Origin of the sequence: Carboxylicivirga sediminis, assembly GCF_018156225.1 — a bacterium.
Taxonomy (GTDB): Bacteria; Bacteroidota; Bacteroidia; order Bacteroidales; family Marinilabiliaceae; genus Carboxylicivirga; species Carboxylicivirga sediminis.
In genome coordinates, this window is sequence record NZ_JAGTAR010000028.1 from 1 (window position 1) to 22,760 (window position 22,760).

Consider the following 22,760-nt stretch of genomic DNA (forward strand, 5'->3'; position numbering starts at 1 on the left):
ACCCCGCCGTGACTAACAACCCTTGTTGTTTTTGCGGCTGCAAAGATAAAGGTTTTTATTTTTAATATCCAAAACTATTTTTGAAAAACTTTTAGTCTTTTTTTGAATCAGGAAAACTAAGATATTACCTCTTATCCTCCTTGTCAAGACTACGCCCTTTTTACCTCTCAATACGTATCGACATAAGCCTGTAGCCCCTATCAATCCTGCTTTTCATGACAACCATTGTTCTCAAAAGCGGCTGCAAAATAACACAGGATTTTTTTATTATCCAAATGGAAAATCGAGAAAAATGATGGCGCACGTGAGGCCTTGACAGCTTAGAGGCTGAATGGGTGAGAGTTGGAGAGAATAAAAATTTATAAAAAAAAAAGCTCCCGAATGGGGAGCTTTGATTCTTTTCAGGGGATAACATTAATGGTGATGCCCTTCACAACACTTGGCTTTGGGTTTAACGCATTCACCATCCTTTAATTCTTCAACCTCAAACTCGAGTTTCTCAAAAGCTTTAACCAGATTTTCTTTAGTTGTCTTATCTTCACGATATTTAACGGTGACCGTCTGGCCTTCAAAGTCAACTTTCAGATCTTTGACCCCTTTCTCGAAAGGCATATTCTTGGTAATCTTATTCACACAACTTTGGCAATCCATTTCTACTTTATAGGTTACCTCAGTCAATTTTTTCTTATCGTCGGCATATGTGCTTACTACAAATAATGCCATCACAACTAATACTAATAGTTTTTTCATGATTCTATGATTTACAAATTATTAATCTCTATCTATTGAAAAACGGAGTCCGAAATAAAAACGGCGCCCCATAATTGGCCCCCAGATAAGAGAGCTGTCAAAATAGTTACCAAATGGATCATCACCGGCAATTATCGGATTATCTTGCTTGAAATTTCCATGGTTTTCAGCTCCAACATACACATTCCATTTACGAAAGTATTTTGTCACCTGTGCATTAACAACCTGATATGCATCAAAAGACTCCGGGCGTTGATATTCTGCAGGATTATCAGCTACTGAAGGCACACGCCCTTTCCCATTGAACTGCGTAGTAAAATCAAATTGCCACTTTTTAAGGGGCGTTGAGTACGAGAGATTGATTAATCCTTTCGTACGACTTATCAGCGGACGGTCCATTAACTCTCCACTATAAGTAGCTTTTACATCATTCAAACGCCAGGCAGCCACCATATCCAAACCTCTTAGTAATTCATACTTTCCTTCAACCTGGAAATTATTGGCATATGATTTACCATCCAGGTTATAGAAATAAACCGCACTTGAGCTTTGGTCCATATCGACAATCAGCTGATTTTGAAAATCCGTCCGATAATACTCTGCATTTAATGTCAGCTCTCTTCCTCCAACCTTTATATACTGTGTAATATTTGCGCCATAATTCCAGGCTTCTTCCTGATCTATATTATTGGCGATATTAACCTCACGAGCACTGGCCAGCAAATAGCTGTTTTCAGCTAATACATTTGGTGTACGGTAGCCTTTTCCAGCAGAGGCCCGTAATATGGTATTGGGCATTAAATTGTATTTGATATGCAAACGAGGAGTCAGTAGCGTTCCAAATTCGTTATGAAAATCAGCGCGTCCACCAGCAATCAACGTTAATTTATCGGGCAATGAATAGGTGTACTGAAAATAAGCCCCGGGCACCAGCTCTTTTCTGCCCAACATTTGCACATCGGCTGGCGACATAAAATTCATCATGAGCGTTTCATCGAATTCATCGGACTGAAAACTCAAACCTGTATTAAATTTGTTATTGTCATTACCGATGACTGACTGAAAAATCAGGTTGGCATAGAACGATTTTTGCTCAGCATCATATACTTTTCTTCCATAAAAAGAGTTTTGCTGGTGATAAGCATAGTTAGCCACCAACGCCAAACTGCTTACCTCATCGTCAAAAACATAACCCGCTTTATAGAATCCTTCATATCGGCGGGTATCAATATTGATACCATACAGCTGGTTTGATGCTCCAATTTGCTGATCTTCAGGCCGCGTTCCATTAAAACCCATTTGACCACCCAAGCGATTCTCATCCAAAACCTTAATGCCTACTTGAGATGTAAATCCGTTCTTATTATTGTAGTCCCATCGGTTTATAAAGTTTACTTGTTTCAACAAGGGTTCATCACGAAAGCCATCATTATTATCATCGGTTGATTTCTGATCTTCTGAATAGTGTGCCAAAATAGCAGTGGTCCATTTGTCATTAATATGAATGGAACCATTCACATTACTTTCCCAACGGCCCGTATGATTGGCATACATATTCAAAAAGAACTTTTCAGAATTGACTGGCTTTTTGTATTCGACATTTATTTGCCCGGTTAATGATTCATATCCATTAACAACAGTTGATGTCCCTTTGGAAATCTGAATCGATTCCATCCAGGCACCTGGTATATAGTTTAAGCCATATAAAGTTGCTAAGCCTCTGAAATTAGGAATATTCTCGGTCATCATTTGCACATAGTTACCTGACAGACCGAGCAACTGAATTTGCTTGGCACCTGTTGCCGCATCAGAGTAGGACACATCAACTGATGCATTCGTTTCAAAACTCTCACTAAGATTACAGCAGGCAGCTTTACAGAGCTCAGCACCCGTGATGTTCACCTTCGTCAGCGGATCGATACGCGACATGTGGGAGCCTGCTTTTTTGCCGGCAACCAATACCTCATCCAATTCGTCGCTTTTAAGAACAACCTCCAAAGATTGTTCATCGTTAACAATTATAGTATCCGGTTTATACCCTATGTAACTAATCACAAGCAGGCTATTGCCCTTTGGTTGTTCAATTACGAACTCGCCATTAAAGTCGGTCACCGTACCAATTTGGGTATTGGCCCAGTACACGTTGGCACCAACCAACTCAAGGGTTTTATCCTTTTCGATGGCTTTAACAACGCCAGTAATCTCCTTTGTAGCCTGAGCATAAAGCGATAGTTCACAAACTACCAGCAGTAAAATAAAAATTATTCGATTCATTTTTAATTCATTCATCGGGTCATTCGCACCAATTATGTGCAAAGACCATGTTATTAGGTTGATAACACAGGTTAGGCAAATAGCGAGTACTCAAACAAAGTACTCATCTATTTCATTTCAAATACATGAACTGATGAATGAATCATAACAGAAAAACGCAATTCATCTCCGGCGAAGGCTCGTTGGATACTTTTTGAATTACGTTATAATGATTTTTTGCGGTTTTATAAGATGAAACCTTTAATTCAGCATAAAACTTTTCATGAAACAAGACCTCAAGCGCTGCAGCTTCGAAACGGATCTGGCCTATATTTGTTTTCGCCAGTAAGGAAGCTTTCTTAAAATCATGCTTGCAACTCCCCTCTTCTGATGCGTGGTGATGAACATGTTGACCTGTTTCCTCCTGACATGTCATGCACTGATGCGCGCAACTACAATCGCTGCAGGCATGGTCGTGCGAATGCACGGTAGTTATTATCCGTGTAATAGTTTCGTTTTCGTCACAACCATTACAATGATGTTGAAAAATATGCACACCCAATACCGATGGCAAAACAGCCATTACCAGTAACAGGCTTAAAACTCTATATTTCATTGCATACTTCTTCATCACATGCAAAACAACAAAATTTTGCAATGCCGCCCAAAATTTTAACAACTGATTTACATCACTGATTAATCTTCACTTATGCCGTCCCACCCACTAATGCGAGCCAGAATCCACCACATGGCATAAGCTTTACGATTACTTGTAATATGTTGCGTGGTATGCTGCCCAAAGGCCACTTTGCTGTTGGGATAAATCTTGTTTTCAAAATAATCAACGCCCAACTGATGCGTATCTTGCCAATCTTGATAAAAATAGCCTTCCTCGGTAGAGCTATTGTTATATTTATAGGAGTTTCCATCATCCCCGGCATCATCCCAATAATTATCATTCATACAATGAGAGTCAATACTGAAATAATCGAGGCATAAGAACTTATTCTGCTGACAATATTCATTAACAATGGCTGCCTGAGGAGCAGGATCGCCCTCATCCAGATTACCACTATCACTGGCATGACCTGTCATAAAAACAAAATACACCGGATTCTGACGCAGTCCATCTCCACTGCCTATTTTGCTTCCACCTACACCATACTCATCAATCAACGTTTTCATTCCAGGCAGATAAACGCCTTCCAAATCATGATTACGAATACTGCACCAGGCCCACATCACCACGTTTATTTCCGCATTATCAGGATCATCCAGGTAATTGCGAGTGGTTTGAATAAAGGCGGACTCATCACGGCTCAAATCAGAAGCATCAACGCCGTCCTCGGCATAATATTCAATTACGTAATCCTGGAGATCCAACTTCCCCTGCTCTGAGTTATCATTGAATTTTCCGTCTTTATCTACGTAAGACTTTGTAACCGCAAACAATGCATCATCACCTGTCTTATAATCCTGAAGACCAAACAGCCCATATGTAACGTGCGTTCCGTGCGATGTATGCTGATAGGCAATGTGCAGATTGTTTCGGGCGATATCGATATATTTCTGAGGTATCGACCTCACCACGTCCTCCTTTGCAACCAGATAATCAGCTATGAATTTATCACCGGTCAACTCATTTAATTCAAAATCTCCAACCACTTCATCCTCTTCCTCAACCCTTTCCTCTTGTTCATCAACAGGTTTACTACTTTCCTTTTCATTACAGCTAAATAGCGATACCGACATGCCAAATGCCAATAAATAGATACATGTTAGTTTCATAGTCATCAAGTTTGAGCAGGAAGATATTTAAGAATTTCGCATTAGTCAAGTTATTGGTGAAATTAGCTGCATAAGCTCATTATTCATTTTTTCCATCTAATTTTGCCGTTGATGGCAACACTTTTCATATACAATCCGACTTGCGACATGGCTGTTGAAAACGGGACATTCAGTTATATGCCTCCACAACAGCTTGCTAAATTCGAAGCAGACATCAGTCCCATAATGGCATTTTTGGGACAAGCCAACGACTTTGTGTTATATGAAAGTGAAAGACCGTTGAGTTTTGAACAATTCTGGGAAAAGCTAAAGGTAAACTTACCACAGTTTATCAATAAAGAGCATCTGCAAAACATTGTCGTTAATCGGATTTTCCCTTGGGGATGGAGTCAACTTATCGGGCACCGATATATCAAGCTATGCCAATCAGAATCACTTCGAATTAATGCTAGTCCAGACACTTTCAAGAACTTCTTTAGCAGACAAACCAGTGTAAACCTGATAAATGAATTAAGCAGCCATTCACTACCTCACTTTATTGAATTACCAACACTTCCTAGCGTTGTTTCTGACATTAAGGACATCTATCAGCAGTTTAATCATTCCAGCCAGGGCATTGTGCTAAAAACCCTTTGGAGCTCCTCGGGACGCGGACTACTTTTTATCCGTAACCAACAGCAGCTTGAAAATAGCACGAAATGGGCGGAGGCCCAGATTAAAAAACATGGTTCATTAATACTGGAACCTATCTACACAAAAATACAGGATGCCTCTCTTCAGTTTAATGTATTGACAAACGGATCCATTGAATTTATAGACATTAATTTTTTTGATGCTGATAGCAGTGGCCATTTTGAGAAAGAATATTTTCATGTTCCTGACACTATAAAAAAACACCTTCCTATAGACAATAGCTGGTTGAAAGATACAGCTGATAAAATTATCTTGAGCCTGCAAGCATTGCATATTCCGGATTTCTACCAGGGCCCAATAGGCATTGATGCCATGTTTATTATCAATGATGACAATGCAGTAAGATTTTACCCTTTGGTGGAAGCGAATTTAAGATGCAACATGGGCTTAGTCAACCTGAGCATTAAGCGCCTGATACATCCAGATGCATCGGGAAGCTGGCAAATATCACAATTTAAACCAGGAGAAGCGGATGAATTCTACCACCGGCAACTTCAGGCCCACCCTATTGAAATAAGTAATGGCAAAATCACTAAAGGCTTTTTTCCGCTAACCCCTTTTCATTCAAACAGCCGATTTGCAGCATGGGGTATTGCTGATAATTGACTGTAATGCATCAATGACACGGACTCGTGTCTCTCTCATTCCGAAGAGTTTTAGTCGTTTCTAATAAAAAAAACCGGCCTTACTCGTTAGTAAAGCCGGTTTTTCAATAACCTAAACCCAAATCTATGAAAAAAATCTACTGATAGGGTTATTTCAATATACGTGCCAAAAAACACCACAACTCATGCTTTAGATTTTTTTAATACATGCGTTAAAATACCTTTACTCTTTAGGTGATCACAAGCAATGTTATTGACATCTAATAACCCATCATTATTAGAAGAAAACAACTACACCATTGGCAGACACCTGCACATTACTCCTGGGATGATGAGTAAACATCCATCCGCTTAAAAAGCCCAAACCTGCCCCCAAAACTGTATCTGAAAGCCAATGTTTGTTTTTATACATACGGGCAAAAGCTACTGATGCCGGAGCAACATACAGCCAGCGGCTATAGGTCTCGGCATAAGGAGTAAAGGCTGCAAAGGCCAGTGATACATGTCCTGATGGCATTGACTTATAAGCATCATTGCCATTGAACGGATCAAATTCAAATGCGCCTTCGCTTACAAATGGCCTGGCACGACCTAGGGATATTTTTATGATTTCGGTAGCTGCAGCTGTAGTGGCAATCGCCTTTATGGCGTTCCAGGAAGTTGAACGCAGCTTTTCATCTTTAAAGACATATCCTGCGCCATAAGATAAGCCAACAGCCGGCACAATCAATAGCTTCTCTCCAAACACATTTGCCACATCGGAAATCGCATCACCTGCACCTCCCTGGTTATTTTGCATCCAAGTATTAAGTGGCTGATCCACTAAAAAAGCCAAGGCCACACACGAAGTGCCGATAACAGAAATACGGGTAACATTTTTTCGGTAGTTTTTCAGTTGCAACTGATAATCCTGTGTTTCATCAGCATACTGGGCATGCATGGTATAACAGACAAGTATACCAGCCAATGTTAAAGTGAGTTTTTTAATCATCAAACAAAGATAGCAATTGACTATGAAAGTGAAGATTGATATCGCTGGTATATCAGAGCGCTCACAGGCCGCCAACGCATTCCTGCAGTGGGAAAGCTTGTTTTTTGCGCCAGATAGGCGTTCCTGCCGCAGGAAAAGGTGTTTTGTACACCAGGCAAGTCATCCTACCACAGGATTTCATAACATTTACTTCAGTCGCTCTTTCCCATGGCGGGAATGGTTGTCTGTCAAAAAAAACATGGTTTCCCACCATGGGATTGACCATCTTTTTAACCAGACACGCTTTCCCATGGCAGGATTGACAGACTTAACAATAGTGAGATTCAACCCAAAATAATGAAAGGATAGCGGGTTGTTTTGAATAATTTGGAAGGAAGAGAATGGCTGTTTAGTGCCTCATTATTGCATTAACCCGGGCTAAAGGCGATTTCTCTGGCAGGTATAACACAAATAAGACTGGAAGAGTTAACATACCGGTGCTGACCTTTTTGTATCCTCTCCATAAGAAAGCAATGGGATGAACGACATGCTTCATAAGTCATTCATCCCCTTCATGCATTTAGCTTTTCTTATAAAGCAACAATGCCGAATAGGTGGCCACACCCTGATCGGAGTGTCCGCTAAACTTAATGTCAATCAAATTATCGGTTGTTATTACTTCTTTTTTAATAAAGTCATTGATTTGCTCATCTAAAGACTTATCAAAATCATCCGTTCCAGTATATTGAAAATGCTTTGTTAGTACGTTACTCATAACACCTCTTTTTAAAATTCAACATCAATTTCCTACTCCTACGGCTGAGGGCTATTTAAGATACAAAAAGATTTTCAATTTTTGACGAAATAACCAATTGCTTACTGCTGCAGCTCCATCCAGTTTATGAATGCACTAAATTGCGATTGGTTATCGTTTAACCACAGCAACACTTCTGTGCTGTATTTGGCATTGCAAATAAAGTAAGCATACGCCTGCGCATGGCCTGCAACGTATAACTGATTGAAAAAATCGACATACTGAATATCAAAAAAATCCATCTCCCCTGTTTGCTCCTCATTCAGCATAGAAAACAGAGCCAATGTTTGATTTATTAAGGTATAAGGTTCATCAGGATTATTAACTACCGCTTCTCTGGCAATGGCGTTTAGTTTTGATTCGGCCACTTTTAAACCTGATACTCTTGCATGCTTACTCACCGGAGCTGCGAAGGCCGGTTTTTGAACCATCGCCACATGCCACCTCACCTGCAAATCATCAAGTAGTGTTGATTTCTTTTCTTCATCAACTTCAATCAACAAACAGTAATACAACGGCAACATACTTTTCAGCACTTCTCCACGAGACTTCATAATGGACGACAGCAACAGATGACTGGGGATATGATTATTATTCAATCGTAAAGCTTTTAACAGTGCGTCTTCCGCCTTTTCATCTTCATTGATACGCTGGTAACTTTCTGCTATGTTATAATAAAGCAAATACTCATCAGGATACTTCTTCAGTGCCTTGTTATACTCTCTGATAGCTCCTTTAATATTGCCTTTATTATTAAGCACTGCGCCATATATTAAAAGGGCATCCAACCAATAATCACTTTTCTCGCCTAACACATTTCGACTATAAAACAGGGCCTCATCATAATCCTTAATCGTCAAATAAGTATACGCCAACTCATAATGAGCTTCTACGCATTTCTTATCAAAAGCGATTGCCTGCTTATATTTATTGATGGCATCCTGATACAATTCATGTCCGAATAATGCCTGCCCTTGCCTGATGAATTTATCAGCTTCGCTCTGCTGAGCCTTTACAGAAAAAAAGCCCATCATCAGCACCAATACTAAATATCTCATGCTGTAATGATAGACTTTTATTTGTTATCCATCAAACTTTTTCAACCTGCGGCAACTCTTTAACGCTTGTTAACTTTATGGCTCATGCACCTTCTAATTGACATGAATGGTTTTTAAAACAGCCTCTACCTCACGCATATAAATACCCTTCTTAGGTTTGGCTGGCGCATATACATACCCGCTAATCATCAGCAGTTGGTTGTTGTCGGTATCCTTATAGAAATAATCAACAAAAGGGCCTCCCATAAAATCACCTTGTACTTTCCATAAGCCACGAAGCTCTATCCACTGCCGGTTGGCAAACTTCGCTTTATTGACAGATACCGGAAACTGCTCCTCTGTAGTCATAAACGATCCCCGATTCTCACCTGGCACCTGTTTGCGCAATAAATTATTCCGAAATCGCAATAAGCTTTGGGCATTGATTTCTCCTAAAGAGTCCAAGGGGCATTGATAAACAAATATACCCAACTGACTCCCAAGTCGCTGTGTATCGAGCCAGCTAAACTGTCCTTTATTTTTCTTGAGTTTAAAACCCTTGGGAAAATAAATGGTGAACGGGTAATTAGACTTTATATGCGATACGGCTTCTGGCTGATACAGATTGATGTATGAATCTGCCATTGACTGAATATCTCCACCATAAAAGAACCCTTTCATGGTCGGCCACTTTTGCTTAAGCAGCGACTTTAAATCGACTGGCGATCGGACAATCACTTCAGCCACATATTGATTAATGGCCCACTCATGCTTGCGATACTCGACCCTATTAACAACTTCCTGCGGGCGAACTGACACTAACATGATATTACGATAGGTTCGGAAGTGACGCTTAAACTGTTCATAGTTAATGCGCGTTTTTTTGAACATGGTTTCTTCTTGCGGCAAAGCAGGAAACTCGTCCTTTAATATGGCTTTTAGATATTGTCCTTCATCAGCTTCCCAATATTTATCTTCTACCACCACCAACAATTCGCCAGGCGAGCCAATGGCACGAGTTTTAAATGTCGTTGGTTCATCAGCACAAGCAGCAACAATAATAATCGACACCACTACGGTAATAGCCAATAACCAAATACGATTGCTAATATTATTCATATAGTTTTTCATACCATTGGGGTTTTGAGTTAATAATAAATAAGGTCAGCATCAGAAGCTTTCTGATTAAGCCAGGATAGTCATTAATAAAGTAAGGTTGCAGAAGGAAAACGACACCGGCTAAGCTTTTATAATCGCTTAATCTTTAGGCACGGATGAAACAATTTTTATTAGCTCAACCAGTGTCGATTCTATATATAGATTGGTTTGAAGAGTTATTGTAAAACAAAGTTGACAGGAATGGTGTAAGCCACCCGCACCGCTTTATCCCGCTGCCTGCCTGGTGTCCATTGAGGCATATTATTAACCACCCGCAAGGCTTCGGCAGATAAATTGGCATCGGGGCTACGAGCCACCTTTGCTTCAACTACCTCGCCCTTTTCATTTACTACAAATGAGATGAAAACCTTACCGGTAATGCCAGTCTCTACACAAATCACCGGATACTTTATACTTGTCGCTATATATTTCAGCAAAGCTGCCTGCCCTCCAGGAAATTGAGGCATGTGCTCTACCACGTAAAAAGTAGATGGTTCGGCATCAGGCTCAGGAGCAATCTCAGGAATTTCTATAGACACCCCTGTATCTTCACTATTAATATCCGGATCACAATCGGGCCCATCATAAGTATCAACAACCAATTTTATCTCCGTAAGTATTTTTGGCTTTGGCAATTCTTTTTTAGGTTCCTCAGGATGTGTTATTGGTATAATGTCCTGCACCTCAATAAAAGGATCATCTTCAATTGGTTGATAAGGTACTGAGGCAGTTGTTCCCCATTCAAAGGCGGCCAAGGATGCCCCCAATGCAACTATTAAACCAACCTGAAAAAAGATACCTCTCTTATTCTCTAAATCTGCGTGTCTGTATTTTTTTGCTTTCATGACGATATGGTTTTGTGAGGTTACTAATGTTAGTTGTTTGGTTAGTTTCAAGCAGCATTCCATTATTTGTACTGTTGCGAATAAAAATCTTTACAAAATCCATTACCGCCTCTATTACTGCATTTTACAAACCTCAACTTTTCACTTACTGGATTAAATACCAGGCGACCAAACTCTATTCAAATCGCCCGGCCGGGCGATTTCGCCCATGCCTCATCCGCAAAAGCGCACAATAAAGCCGATGGTTCACCTTTTGTCTTTCGATTCGAATATTGCAGGGTCGTTGTGAACGCATCGGCTTTTATTCTGAAAAATTATTGAGAACGTTTTCTCAACTAAAAAAGGGTCTTCATTAAATCATTTTCTCATACACAATACTTTTTACATAAATTAAACATCACTGCTATTGCAGCTTAAATACAACAGGAACAGAGTACGATACTTTTACGGGACGTCCACGCTGCTTGCCCGGCTTCCATTTAGGTAAGGACTGCACAACGCGAATAGCTTCCCGTTCCAGATTGGGATCGACACCACGATAGGCTTTCACATTGGTGACCTCCCCTTTTTCATTAATCACAAATGAAACACTTACTCTTCCCTGTACGCCATTCTCCTGGCAAATGACCGGATATTTCACGTGCGAGGTAATGTACTTGATTAAGGCCGCATCGCCCCCCGGAAACTCAGGCATCTGCTCAACAATTATAAAAATCTGGTCATCGGTATCTTCCTCTTCCATGTTTAGTTCTGACAAGTCAACTTCGAAATCTTCATCAACGTCAACATCATCAATTTCCAGCTCTTCCTCCAGTTCAACATCATTATCCACTATCTGAATAATATCTGTTGCACGGGGTGGTGGAGGCGGTGGCGGAGGTTTTACCTCTTCCTGCCGGGTTATTGGCGGAGCTTCTTCTTCAAACACCTCTTCATCCACCCACGCCAGGGCGTCAGATGTGGCATCCATACTGCTCCACTCAAAAGCCACCAATATGGCTCCCAAGGTAATAATCAGTCCTATTTGAAAAAACAGAGACCGCTTGCGCTCCAGGTCGGCTTTCTTACTTTTCTTTACTTCCATAGGCAACGGATTTTTAAAAGTTACACATCATCATTGGTCGCATTGCAACTATCAGCCCAACTAACCAATGGCGTATTCATTTATTGCCAAGTAGCATACCAAACCTTCCTGTTAAGTCATCTATCCTTTCCGAATTAAGCAACAACCCACTATATAACTGCCAGTTAAATACTCACACAAATACTTTGAATTAGTCATAAGCTCTGACTCAGTTGTGCATTAATGCCGCCCAGCTGGGCGAAAACAGACTGACTACTTAGGCGATTGAGAATTAAAAGAGTAATTTTGCAGCCAACACAGACTGTAAGCAAACAACAAACTGGCTAACAATGAATTCAAACGAGACCTCATCTTCACATCAACAGCTGCTTAATGAAGCTTTAAACATGTTTGTTAAGAACATGGATACGGCCTTCTTTAAACTGGTGGTGATAGATGAGCAGGGCCTCATTATCCAGTTACACGGCCAATTGTCTTTTCCTAAGAAGTTTACGCTTAACAAAGGACAAAACTGGCTGATGCTTGAAGAGCGCATTCAATGGGAAACCAGCAAACAGCAAGGTATTGTTCGTTTAGGCAATTCTGTTTATAACCTCATCAAATATGAGGAGGAAGGCACTGTGCAACTGCCTTATAAGGTATTTCTTATTTCATCCATCGACATTGATTTCCCCTGGCTTAAACTGGCTACCTCAGTAATCAACACGAATATTTTAGCCTTATTAAAAGGAGCTGACATGCAAAGGCAGATGGATAATACGCATCAGTTCACGTTTGCGATGATGAACGCTTTAAAAGTGGGAATTATATCGGTCAGTACTGCAGGTGAAATACGATACGTCAATAATCAGGCCTGTCAATGGATCAATATTCGCAGACGCGATTTGCTGAAAATTCCCATTAAAAACCTCATCCCAAACTGGAAAAATATTTATCAGCTGGTGAGCTCCGGCGAAAAGTTTCTCAATGAAGAAATAGCCATCACCACACCCGACCGCAAAGCCAAGTTCAATGTCACCGTCACACCCATTCTTAATCAAGAGCAGGTAAGCTTGATTGGTATGGTCATTGCCATCCGCGAGTTGGAAAATGTGTATCATCTGGTGAATAAATACACTGGCATGCAGGCTCGCTTTACCTTTAAAGATATTATTGCCAAAAGCCAGAAGATGCGCAAACTGGTGGACTTTGCCAAGAATATTTCTGACAGCCCGTCGACCATATTGATAGAAGCCGAGAGTGGCACCGGCAAGGAAGTATTTGCACAAAGCATACATAATGCCAGCAGCAGACACGACAAGGGTTTTGTCGCCATTAACTGCGCGGCCATCAGCGACAACCTCATCGAAAGTGAACTATTTGGATACGATGACGGAGCATTCACCGGCGCTAAAAAAGGTGGTCATCCTGGTAAATTTGAACTGGCCAATGGCGGTACTTTATTCCTGGATGAAGTTGGTGACATGAAACCCGAGGTACAGGTAAAACTATTGCGCGCCATACAGGAAGGTGCTATTACGCGCGTAGGGGGAGAAAAAAACATTCCCGTTGATGTGCGCATTATTGCTGCCACTAATAAAAATCTGAAAGAAGAAGTTGAAAAGGGTAATTTTCGATTAGATTTATTCTACAGACTAAGCGTTATCCCATTAAAGATACCTGCATTAAGAGAGCGCATGGAAGATCTGCCATCGCTTATTCGCTTCTTCCTGAATAAAAAATCAGTTCGGCTACAAAAACAAGTACCACAAATTCGCTATTCCACTTTACAACAGTTTTTGGATTACGACTGGCCAGGCAACATCCGCGAACTAGAAAATGCCATTGAACAATACGTCATATTGGATGGCGACATCTCCTTCGAAAATCTGAAGAAAGAGCTGCAAAGTCCGCAGCACGTTAAACAACCAACAAACACGCCTCAGACGAATAACAGCGATACACCGCTTAAGCTGACCACCGTAAAAGAAATGGAGCGCGAACTTATTTTAAAAACCATAAAGCACTTCAACAACAACATGACGCATGCGGCCAATTCCTTAGGGGTAAGCAGAAATACCTTATACCTCAAGATTAAAAAGTACGACCTGCCTATTACTTAATACAACTGTCCTATATAATTACACTGTATTTAATTAGGACACTCTCAAACTACAAGTGTGTACTTTTAGTACACTTCATTTACTGGCTCCATACTTTAATTAAAGATGATTTTCTTTATTGGCTGAAATACTTACCATTAAGTCTTTTGGCACAAGCTTCGCTCTTATGGCATCAAACAAAATGACCATGGAAGCAACAATTTCTCACAAGATTCTGATATGCCTCGGCAGCTCATGTCATTCCAGGGGCAATGCCGAGAATCTGAAAATAATACAGGATTTCGTGAAAGAGCGAAAGATCGATTCTCAAATTGATTTCAGAGGACACCTGTGCCATGAGATGTGCAACAGGGGGCCGGTTATTGAACTTGATGAAATTGTTTTTGAAGAAGTCACCCCGAGCAACCTTCCAACTATTTTGTCCAAACACTTTGATAAGGCCACATGCATTTAAAACCAATATATACCGAAACAAACGACTGTAAGGATTGCTACAAATGCATCCGCGAGTGCCCTACCAAAGCCATTAAGGTGAGTGACAACCGGGCCTCGGTGGTTGATTCTTTATGTATCTATTGTGGGCATTGTGTGGCCATCTGCCCTACCGGTGCCAAAAAAGTAAGAGACGGTATTTCCAGAGCCAAACTGCTGCTGAAAGAAAAAAAGGAAGTGTATGTATCACTGGCACCATCTTACGTTGCCGAATACGGAATAGACTCACAAAACCTCCTGAGTAAACTTAATGCTCTGGGATTTACAGGTGTTTCAGAAACTGCTATTGGAGCCCAGGAGGTATCCAGGCAAGTGGCTAATTATCTGAACGTACGCCAATCGGGTGTATATATTTCATCGGCTTGCCCAGTGGTGGTAGAGCTCATACGCAAATACTACCCTCAACACACCATGGCTATTACACCCTATATGTCACCCATGCTGACACATGCACGCATGCTGCGTCAATGGTATGGTCAGGAAATAGGTGTGGTATTCATCGGCCCATGCATCGGCAAGAAATCAGAAGCTGATTATTCTGATCTGGTTGATGTATCCTTGACCTTTCAGGAGCTTAACGACTGGATCAAATCAGAAAAAATAAACACACAAACAGATAAACAAATATCCTTTAGCCCTTACCCAGCTCGTGAAGGTGTCATCTATCCCCTGGATGGTGGCATGGTAGAAACTATCAGGCGAGAAAACAAGAATGATGAAAGCACCTTCATGAGCTTTACTGGTCAGAACATGGTACGTAATGTACTGGATAATTTAGATGAACTGGGCCACGACAAACCTCTATTTTTGGAGCTGCTTTCCTGCGAAACGGGCTGTCTTAACGGGCCGGGCATGAGCGCTAAATCCGCTGTTGCCAGTAAATATCTCCAGGTTCGTAACAGCTTCTGCCAGCGTCAAAACAGCTGCGAAACAGACAGAAAAGAAGAACAGGCTGTGAATATCGAACGCGACTTTTTCAATATAGAAACGGTGGAGAAGGAACCATTCGGAGCAGAACAGATAAAGGAAGCCCTGCACAGCATCGGGAAAAACAGCGTGGCTGACGAGCTCAACTGCAGCGGTTGCGGTTACGATACTTGTCGCGATTTTGCCCACGCACTGCTAAGTGGCAATGCCGAAACAGCTATGTGTGTTTCATACATGCGCATGGTGGCTCACCATAAAGCCACTATTCTGTTACAAAAAATTCCATCGGGGGTAGTCATAGTGGATGAAAACTGCAAAGTGGTGGAGATGAATGCCAGCTTTGCCCGCTTGATGGGTAACGAAACCGAGCTGTGCTACGAGGCCAATCCGGTCATGCGCGGGGCCGACATGAGCAAATTAAGCTCCTTTGCCAAGCTGTTTAAAACAGCCATTCACACCGGGAAAGAATATTACGAGCTTCCTGTACAGGAAAATAACCGTAACCTTCAGTTATCCATCTTCAACATTCAAAAACACAAGCTGGTAACCGGTATTATACAGAGCGCCCAGCAGCCACAATTCAGACAAGACATTGTGGAGAAAAGAACCAAAGAGGTGATTAAAAAGAACATGGAGACGGTTCAGAAGATTGCGTTTTTGCTGGGTGAGAATGCCTCATTCACCGATTCGTTGCTGAACTCCATATTGGATGCCCAAAATAATGAGCATGCATAACCGGTGTTTTTACATAGAAGCAGAATTGTGCCAGGAGACCAAAGCCTTGCAAAACGTTTGCGGTGATTCATGTGAGTCGCGCAAGCTAAAAGAGGAAGACAGATTGATTACTGTGCTGTCTGATGGATTGGGCTCAGGCGTAAAAGCTAATATACTGGCCACCATGACCACCAGCATGGCCCTTCAATTTACTGCCAAGAACGATCCGTTGGAGCACACCTCCGACTTTATCATGAATACGCTGCCGGTAGATTCGAAGCGTCAGATAAGTTATTCTACCTTTAGCATTCTGGATATTAACTGCTTTGGCGATGCCAACATTGTAGAATACGATAATCCGCCTATTCTAATATATCGCAACGGCGACTTTATCGACCTAAAGCCCACGGCAAAAAAGGTGCAGCGTCCCGAAGGTCAGTCGGCAGAGGTACTATATTCGAGTCTTAAATTATTGAAGGAGGATCGCATTATTATGGTGTCGGACGGCATCACACAATCGGGCATGGGTAATGCCAACACCCCTTTTGGCTGGGGAACCGATGGCCTCAAGGAGTTTATCCGCCAGAACATCAGAAGCTGCCCCGACCTGTCGGCCCGGCAGCTGGCCCGCAAAATTATGCAACGGGCCAAAGCCAATGATGCCAACAGCTTCAAAGACGATGCCACCTGCCAGGTCATCTATTGCCGAGAGCCACGCAAACTGGTACTGGCTTCAGGACCTCCGTATTATAAAAACTACGATGCCCTGCTGGCCGAACGTATTGATAACTTTAAGGGTAAGAAAATCATCTGTGGAGGTACCACCTCAAAAATTATCTCGCGCGAACTGAAACGCGAGATAAGCATTGAACTGAACAACTATAACCCAGAACTGCCGCCTGTGGCAGAGATGGATGGCATTGACCTGATAACAGAGGGCATCCTCACACTGGGAAAAGTTTCATCAATATTGGAGCAATTAAACAGTCATTCGGTAACAGGCGACGGACCGGCTGAAAGGATGGTCAAACTATTTCTTGATAGCGACTCGATACTCATACTGGCGGGCACACAAATTAATAATGCTCACCAGGACCCTAATCTGCCCGTTGAACTGGAGATAAGGCGCAACATCATTAAAAAGATAGCGGCCATACTGGAAGATAAGTTTTTAAAAACACTGGAAATAGAATACCTGTAAGCAACAATCAATTATGCTGACAACACCAAAATACAAAGTTCAGTTATGCTGTGGCACCATGTGCTATATAATGGGCGGTGCCGAGTTACACTTGCTTATTGAAGCATTACCTGACCAATTGAAAGACAAAGTGAGCATTGAAGGGATTCCATGCATTGGTAAATGCGATACCAATGAAAAGCTGCATCCCTGTGTTCTTATTAACGGTGAAGAACTCAACAACGCAAGCACACAAAAGATTATTAAACAACTACTAACACTCGATAATAATGACGTATTATAACAACGCTGTTATAACGAAGAGGGAGCTGCTGGTGCGCCTGATTAAGCTACTGAACAACGACGCACTGCTGGATGAGATTGATCGCATACCACTGCAGATGCGGCCACGCACCAACTCACCCATCCGCTGCTGTGTGCATAAGGACAGGGCTGTACTCAAATACAAGATTATGGCACTGCTTGGGTTTAACATAGCCGATGAGGAGGACGAATTAACGCCATTACGTGAGTATGCTGAACAGGCATTAAAAGGCTATACGCAGAATGGCAATTTCCTGACAGTGGTAGATGAAGCATGTAGCTCGTGTGTGCAGGTCAACTACACAGTAAGTAACTTGTGCCAGGGTTGCGAAGGGCGTCCCTGCCAGGTCAACTGCCCCAAGGATGCCATCATGGTGATTAACGGCAAAGCCAATATTGACCATCAAAAATGTGTTAATTGCGGCATTTGCCATAAAGCCTGCCCCTTTCATGCCATTGCCTATCTGCCTGTTCCTTGTGAAGAATCGTGCCCGGTAAAAGCCATTCGCAAAAATGCCGATGGCATTGAAAAGATTGACTTTGATAAGTGCATCCATTGTGGCAAATGCATGACGGCCTGCCCCTTTGGTGCCATCTCTGAGAAATCGCAGATATTAAACCTTTTTTATAATATCAAGCATCAGAAAGAGAAAACGGTAGCCATGGTGGCACCCGCCATTCTGAGCCAGTTTAAAGCCAGTGCCACACAAATATTAAGCAGCATAGAGTCAATTGGCTTTGATGCCGTGATTGAAGTGGCCGAAGGGGCTAACATGACCACCGACCATGAAACCAGCGAACTACTGGAACGTCTGGAGGAAGGTGCTCCATTTATGACCACCTCATGCTGCCCTTCTTATGTACAGTTTTCTGAGAAGCATGCACCTGAATTGAAACCATTTATCAGTCATACGCCATCACCAATGGACTATACGGCAGACATAGCCAAAGAACGTTATCCTGACCATAAGGCCGTGTTTATTGGCCCTTGCTTGGCTAAACGTTCCGAAGCCTATCAGAATCCGAATATCGACTATGTGATTACCACCGAAGAACTGGGCGCCCTGTTTGCCGCGCTGAAGATCGACCTGGAAACGGTAAGTCCCAACGCTGGTATATCTGACAATGTGCGTCCCGAAAGCCGTGGCTACGCAGCCTCGGGTGGCGTAACAAATGCCATTCGATCAGTACTATCGGCCGGCCTGCAAATCAGTACCGAGCTAATAGATGGTATCGACAAAAAAAGTATTCGTCTGCTGAAAGCACTGCCTGGAAAAAAACAACATACCACAGCCTTTTATGAAGTAATGGCCTGCGACGGCGGATGCATCAGCGGGCCCGTTAATGTGGCCCCATTAAAAGTGAGCCAGAACAAACTAAAAAATGCTATTCGGGAGATTGAACCCGCAGAAGCACTTAACGAGTAATTGCACATAAGCGAATGGCCACTGCTAACGAGCAGTCACACACCCATTCGGTTATTTTTTATACATTCCTTTTGGTTAATTGAACCCATCCGGTCTCCACATGCCGGGTGGGTTTAATGCGTAATAGTGGTATCCCATTAAGTCATAGAGCTTTGCTATCATGAGTGAATCTTTTACTTATTGCAGTTAACTACATGCGGAAACACAGGTGTTGGCAGCAATCTATGATAGAAAAAAGTCTAATCGGTAATTCTGGAGAAAGCATGCGTACTAGCACAATCAAAACAACCTATATCGTAAAGAAATAACCCGGACTTTTCATTCACAAAATCAAACACGAAACGCTGCTCTCTTTCACCATCAAAATAATAGATTTTGTAGAGCTTCTTATCATCCATTGCACTTACAACCGTATCTATCCGGTAATAGGTCTCTCGCCTAAGTTTTGCATCCACACACTCCCTAAAAAGTCGGTTACTATTAAAGGATATGGTCATTTCATAACCCTCTGTCTCCAGAGTAATATTAGTCCATCCTCCATTAGTAGCCTCCCAGTTCCAGTCACCAATGAGCTACTCAACATCCAAGCTTTCCTGTTGCAGAAAATCCTCCAAAGCCGAATCATTGTCGCATCCAATTGTGATGAACACAAGAAAAATGACAGATATAGAAAAAGGCCTCATCATCCTAATATTAAAGTTTTTAGGTATAATAATTTACGCCATCTTCAAGTAGTATCAAAAATATGATGCCTGATATTATCTACTCTCCCTCTGCTATCTGGCGTGTCCTTAAGCACGAGCATCTTTAATAAAGTTAGAATGCACAGAAGGTAGCGAGGGGCAGATATACATAACAAATCAGTACCAGCCTGCTATTTGCATAATGGCCACCAACACAACCGTGATAATAGCAGCTACCCCGATGGACAAGCTGCTGACAGCACCTTCTGTTTCGCCCATTTCAATGGCTTTGGAAGTGCCTATGGCGTGGGCCGCAGTACCTAAGCCTAAACCTTTGGCTATAGGATGTGTGATGCGCAATAAACGAAAAATTACACTTGCCATCGAAGCCCCTATCAGGCCGGTCAGAATAATAGATACCACCGTTATCCCTTCGATACCGCCTATATCATTACTAAGCGCAATACCAATGGGCGTTGTAATGGAATGCGGCAAAAGGGAGCGTTCCAGCATGTCGTTGAGGCCAAACACACGCCCCAAAAGTAACACCGAAACAAGAGAGGCCAACACGCCACTGACAATACCACTGATAATAGCCAGCTTATATTTCACCAACAGCCTGCGCTGACGATACAAGGGTAAGGCCAGCACTACCGTAACAGGCCCCAGGAAATCATGAATAATACCGGCTCCCTGCATGTATTGCTCATAGGGTATATGGGCCAACTGCAATAGCACCACAATCACAAATATGCTTATGAGCAATGGGTTAATCCAGTTCTTTCGAAAGTAATTGCGCAGCCACATGCCGCCATAAAACAGACCTACGGTAAGCAGTATGCCAAACAGGTGATTATTGGTTAAAGCCTCAATCATTGTTCTTCTTTTTAATTATGAATTGAGTAACCAGCGCTGAAACCACCATTACAAGCAGAGTAGATAGTACAATGGTGCCGATAACCCCTGCCAGGTGTCCGTCAATTAACTGGTAGGCCACCATCACACTCACCCCGGCAGGAATAAAAAAGAAAGGCATCTTCTCAAGAAAGAAGTTAGCCGTTTCGGCAATATGCGCCTCCTTTACAACTCCGGTGATTAAAAGGATAAGTAAGATTAGCATGCCCACAATACTTCCGGGTAAGGGCAATGACAAGCCTTTACTAAGAAGTTCGCCCGCAAAATTGATTGATAGTATAATGGCTAATTGCCTAAATATTCTCATTCTCTTCCCCTATGTGTATTTGAAGTGTGCAAAGATAAGGGAATAGTGGACAATAATATGACTTGTTAAACTTTAGACACAAGCGTTAAGATTGATTTACAATACTTGGATTAACCGCAGAGAACTCCGATAACAAAGAGAATTGCTAAAAATTCTCTTTTTACTTCTTTACCTCTGCAGTAAAATCAATTAAGCGGACTAACCGTGTCTTTACGCATGGTAGCTGAGAGAATTACTGGACATACTCTGCTTGTTCCTTCAACTCTGCGGTGGAGAATATAGGCATTACTCATCCAGCCCTATCCCCTTCACTATTTCAATATTGAATTTCTTGATTTTTCGTTTGAGGGCATCACGACTGATACCGAGCAGAGTTGCTGCCTTTGTCTGATTAAACTCAGTTTGCTTCAGGGCGGCCTCAATCAGCTGCTGTTCGTGCTCATCAATATTAAGCGTGCCGTTGGTCACAGCCGGCTTAGCTGCTGTATCTTCTCCCCTTAAAGGAAAATCTTCGGGTTGCAGGGTGTCGCTATCTGCTAAAATCATGGCCCGCTCCACCATATTGCGCAGCTCGCGCACATTGCCCGGAAAGTGATAGCGCTGCAACTTATTCACTAATGCTGGAGCAATTGCAGGCACACTCTTACGCTTGCGCTTGGCAATGTCCTTCACAAAATGCTTCAACAAGGGCAACACGTCTTCGGGGCGCTCGCGTAGTGGCGGTATGTTTATTTCAATGGTGTTAATCCGGTGAAACAAGTCGATTCTGAATTGCTTTTCGTTGATCAGTTCCTCGATGTTTTTATTGGTGGCTGAAATGATGCGCACATCAACCGGTATCTCTTTATTACTACCAACACGTTTAATCCGGTTTTCTTCGATAGCCCGCAGCAGTTTGGCCTGCAAGGCATAAGGCATATCTGCAATTTCATCCAGGAACAGGGTGCCCTTATTAGCCAGTTCAAAATAGCCCTTCTTCTCATCGCGCGCATCGGTAAAAGCACCTTTTACATGGCCAAAAAACTCACTCTCGAGCAAGGTTTCAGGAATGGCCGAGCTATTAACAGGCGCGAACACCTGCTTCTTACGCGGACTGCCAAAGTGAATGATGCGTGAGATGATTTCCTTACCAGTACCGTTCTCGCCAGTCACCAGCACATTTACATCGCCATCTTCGGCCGCCTTCAGAGCCATCTGCAGCACCTTTTTTATCTGCAGACTCTCGCCAACAAAATCCTTTTCAATCATGCCCTCCAACTCCTTTGACACCAGTGCCCCACGGTTTTCAGCTGCTTCGAGCTTCGACTGCATAAGCAGAAACTTCTCAGTACGCTCAATAGCCAGCTGTATATCCATAATCTGAAAGGGTTTACGAATAAAATCCGATGCACCCTGCCGCATAGCCTGTATCACCATGTCCATATCACCATAACCGCTAATCATGATGATCTCCAGGTTGGGGTACTCTTGCTTGACTTTCTTCAGGATGTCCAGCCCGTTCATGCCCGGCAGCATCACATCCAGAATAAGCACCCCTGGCCGCTCCTTTTCCAACACCGCAAAGCCCTCATTGGGCGTATTAGCAGTAAAAACATTGAATTTACGCTTCTCAAGGTGATATTTCAGCTTTTCGGTTATACGAGATTCATCGTCTAGTATGAGTACTTTCAGCTCGTTCATTTAATTCTGTTT

General features: G+C 42.3%; 21 protein-coding genes. 7 read left to right on the forward strand and 14 right to left on the reverse strand.

The window, feature by feature from the left end; all coding sequences use genetic code 11:
- Positions 1 to 414: 414 nt before the first annotated feature.
- The 4 genes from KDU71_RS16485 to KDU71_RS16500 all read right to left on the reverse strand — a co-directional run bounded on the left by KDU71_RS16485 (position 415) and on the right by KDU71_RS16500 (position 4,791).
- A complete protein-coding gene (locus tag KDU71_RS16485) occupies positions 415 to 750 on the reverse strand; it encodes a heavy-metal-associated domain-containing protein (RefSeq protein ID WP_212192195.1) in 336 nt (111 codons plus the stop codon).
- Positions 751 to 771: 21 nt separating this feature from the next.
- Positions 772 to 3,024, reverse strand: coding sequence for a TonB-dependent receptor plug domain-containing protein (locus tag KDU71_RS16490; protein ID WP_212192196.1), 2,253 nt, complete (start codon positions 3,022 to 3,024; stop codon positions 772 to 774).
- A 142-nt stretch (positions 3,025 to 3,166) separates the two neighbouring features.
- Positions 3,167 to 3,619: a hypothetical protein gene (locus tag KDU71_RS16495; RefSeq protein WP_212192197.1), complete on the reverse strand. Its 453-nt coding sequence runs from the start codon at positions 3,617 to 3,619 to the stop codon at positions 3,167 to 3,169.
- Positions 3,620 to 3,699: 80 nt separating this feature from the next.
- Positions 3,700 to 4,791, reverse strand: coding sequence for a hypothetical protein (locus KDU71_RS16500; RefSeq protein WP_212192198.1), 1,092 nt, complete (start codon positions 4,789 to 4,791; stop codon positions 3,700 to 3,702).
- 111 nt (positions 4,792 to 4,902) lie between these two features.
- On the opposite strand from KDU71_RS16500, the gene KDU71_RS16505 reads away from it, so the two are divergent.
- Positions 4,903 to 6,090 carry a hypothetical protein gene (locus KDU71_RS16505; RefSeq protein WP_212192199.1) on the forward strand — a complete coding sequence of 396 codons (1,188 nt, stop codon included), beginning with the start codon at positions 4,903 to 4,905 and terminating at the stop codon, positions 6,088 to 6,090.
- A gap of 276 nt (positions 6,091 to 6,366) precedes the next feature.
- On the opposite strand, the gene KDU71_RS16510 is transcribed toward KDU71_RS16505, so the two are convergent.
- From KDU71_RS16510 to KDU71_RS16535, 6 genes are all read right to left on the reverse strand, one after another.
- Positions 6,367 to 7,080, reverse strand: a complete 714-nt coding sequence (locus KDU71_RS16510; RefSeq protein ID WP_212192200.1) for a phosphatase PAP2 family protein — start codon at positions 7,078 to 7,080, stop codon at positions 6,367 to 6,369.
- Between the two features lie 559 nt (positions 7,081 to 7,639).
- Positions 7,640 to 7,834 carry a sporulation protein Cse60 gene (locus KDU71_RS16515; RefSeq protein WP_212192201.1) on the reverse strand — a complete coding sequence of 65 codons (195 nt, stop codon included), beginning with the start codon at positions 7,832 to 7,834 and terminating at the stop codon, positions 7,640 to 7,642.
- A gap of 101 nt (positions 7,835 to 7,935) precedes the next feature.
- Complete coding sequence (locus KDU71_RS16520) at positions 7,936 to 8,931, reverse strand: tetratricopeptide repeat protein (RefSeq protein WP_212192202.1); 996 nt, start codon at positions 8,929 to 8,931, stop codon at positions 7,936 to 7,938.
- A 93-nt stretch (positions 8,932 to 9,024) separates the two neighbouring features.
- Complete coding sequence (locus tag KDU71_RS16525) at positions 9,025 to 10,041, reverse strand: DUF4837 family protein (protein ID WP_212192203.1); 1,017 nt, start codon at positions 10,039 to 10,041, stop codon at positions 9,025 to 9,027.
- Between the two features lie 203 nt (positions 10,042 to 10,244).
- Positions 10,245 to 10,913: an energy transducer TonB gene (locus KDU71_RS16530; RefSeq protein ID WP_212192204.1), complete on the reverse strand. Its 669-nt coding sequence runs from the start codon at positions 10,911 to 10,913 to the stop codon at positions 10,245 to 10,247.
- A gap of 403 nt (positions 10,914 to 11,316) precedes the next feature.
- Entirely contained in the window at positions 11,317 to 11,997 is a 681-nt protein-coding gene (locus KDU71_RS16535) for an energy transducer TonB (RefSeq protein WP_212192205.1), read from the reverse strand.
- A 329-nt stretch (positions 11,998 to 12,326) separates the two neighbouring features.
- Here KDU71_RS16535 and KDU71_RS16540 point away from each other — a divergent pair, with 329 nt between their 5' ends.
- The 6 genes from KDU71_RS16540 to KDU71_RS16565 all read left to right on the forward strand — a co-directional run bounded on the left by KDU71_RS16540 (position 12,327) and on the right by KDU71_RS16565 (position 19,163).
- Positions 12,327 to 14,099: a sigma-54 interaction domain-containing protein gene (locus KDU71_RS16540; RefSeq protein WP_212192206.1), complete on the forward strand. Its 1,773-nt coding sequence runs from the start codon at positions 12,327 to 12,329 to the stop codon at positions 14,097 to 14,099.
- A 187-nt stretch (positions 14,100 to 14,286) separates the two neighbouring features.
- Complete coding sequence (locus KDU71_RS16545) at positions 14,287 to 14,553, forward strand: (2Fe-2S) ferredoxin domain-containing protein (RefSeq protein ID WP_212192207.1); 267 nt, start codon at positions 14,287 to 14,289, stop codon at positions 14,551 to 14,553.
- Positions 14,544 to 16,253, forward strand: a complete 1,710-nt coding sequence (locus tag KDU71_RS16550; RefSeq protein ID WP_212192208.1) for a [Fe-Fe] hydrogenase large subunit C-terminal domain-containing protein — start codon at positions 14,544 to 14,546, stop codon at positions 16,251 to 16,253. The genes KDU71_RS16545 and KDU71_RS16550 overlap by 10 nt, the downstream gene beginning before the upstream one ends.
- Entirely contained in the window at positions 16,246 to 17,433 is a 1,188-nt protein-coding gene (locus KDU71_RS16555) for a SpoIIE family protein phosphatase (RefSeq protein ID WP_212192209.1), read from the forward strand. The genes KDU71_RS16550 and KDU71_RS16555 overlap by 8 nt, the downstream gene beginning before the upstream one ends.
- 13 nt (positions 17,434 to 17,446) lie before the next feature.
- Positions 17,447 to 17,716, forward strand: a complete 270-nt coding sequence (locus KDU71_RS16560) for an NAD(P)H-dependent oxidoreductase subunit E (RefSeq protein ID WP_212192210.1) — start codon at positions 17,447 to 17,449, stop codon at positions 17,714 to 17,716.
- The gene (locus tag KDU71_RS16565; RefSeq protein WP_212192211.1) at positions 17,703 to 19,163 is read left to right on the forward strand and encodes a monomeric [FeFe] hydrogenase; all 1,461 of its coding nucleotides are present in this window, start codon (positions 17,703 to 17,705) and stop codon (positions 19,161 to 19,163) included. The genes KDU71_RS16560 and KDU71_RS16565 overlap by 14 nt, the downstream gene beginning before the upstream one ends.
- 239 nt (positions 19,164 to 19,402) lie before the next feature.
- On the opposite strand, the gene KDU71_RS16570 is transcribed toward KDU71_RS16565, so the two are convergent.
- The 4 genes from KDU71_RS16570 to KDU71_RS16585 all read right to left on the reverse strand — a co-directional run bounded on the left by KDU71_RS16570 (position 19,403) and on the right by KDU71_RS16585 (position 22,748).
- Positions 19,403 to 19,660 carry a hypothetical protein gene (locus tag KDU71_RS16570; RefSeq protein WP_212192212.1) on the reverse strand — a complete coding sequence of 86 codons (258 nt, stop codon included), beginning with the start codon at positions 19,658 to 19,660 and terminating at the stop codon, positions 19,403 to 19,405.
- A 363-nt stretch (positions 19,661 to 20,023) separates the two neighbouring features.
- Positions 20,024 to 20,722, reverse strand: coding sequence for an LrgB family protein (locus tag KDU71_RS16575; protein ID WP_212192213.1), 699 nt, complete (start codon positions 20,720 to 20,722; stop codon positions 20,024 to 20,026).
- The gene (locus KDU71_RS16580; protein ID WP_212192214.1) at positions 20,715 to 21,068 is read right to left on the reverse strand and encodes a CidA/LrgA family protein; all 354 of its coding nucleotides are present in this window, start codon (positions 21,066 to 21,068) and stop codon (positions 20,715 to 20,717) included. The genes KDU71_RS16575 and KDU71_RS16580 overlap by 8 nt, the downstream gene beginning before the upstream one ends.
- 285 nt (positions 21,069 to 21,353) lie before the next feature.
- Positions 21,354 to 22,748, reverse strand: a complete 1,395-nt coding sequence (locus KDU71_RS16585) for a sigma-54-dependent transcriptional regulator (RefSeq protein WP_212192215.1) — start codon at positions 22,746 to 22,748, stop codon at positions 21,354 to 21,356.
- Positions 22,749 to 22,760: the final 12 nt, after the last annotated feature.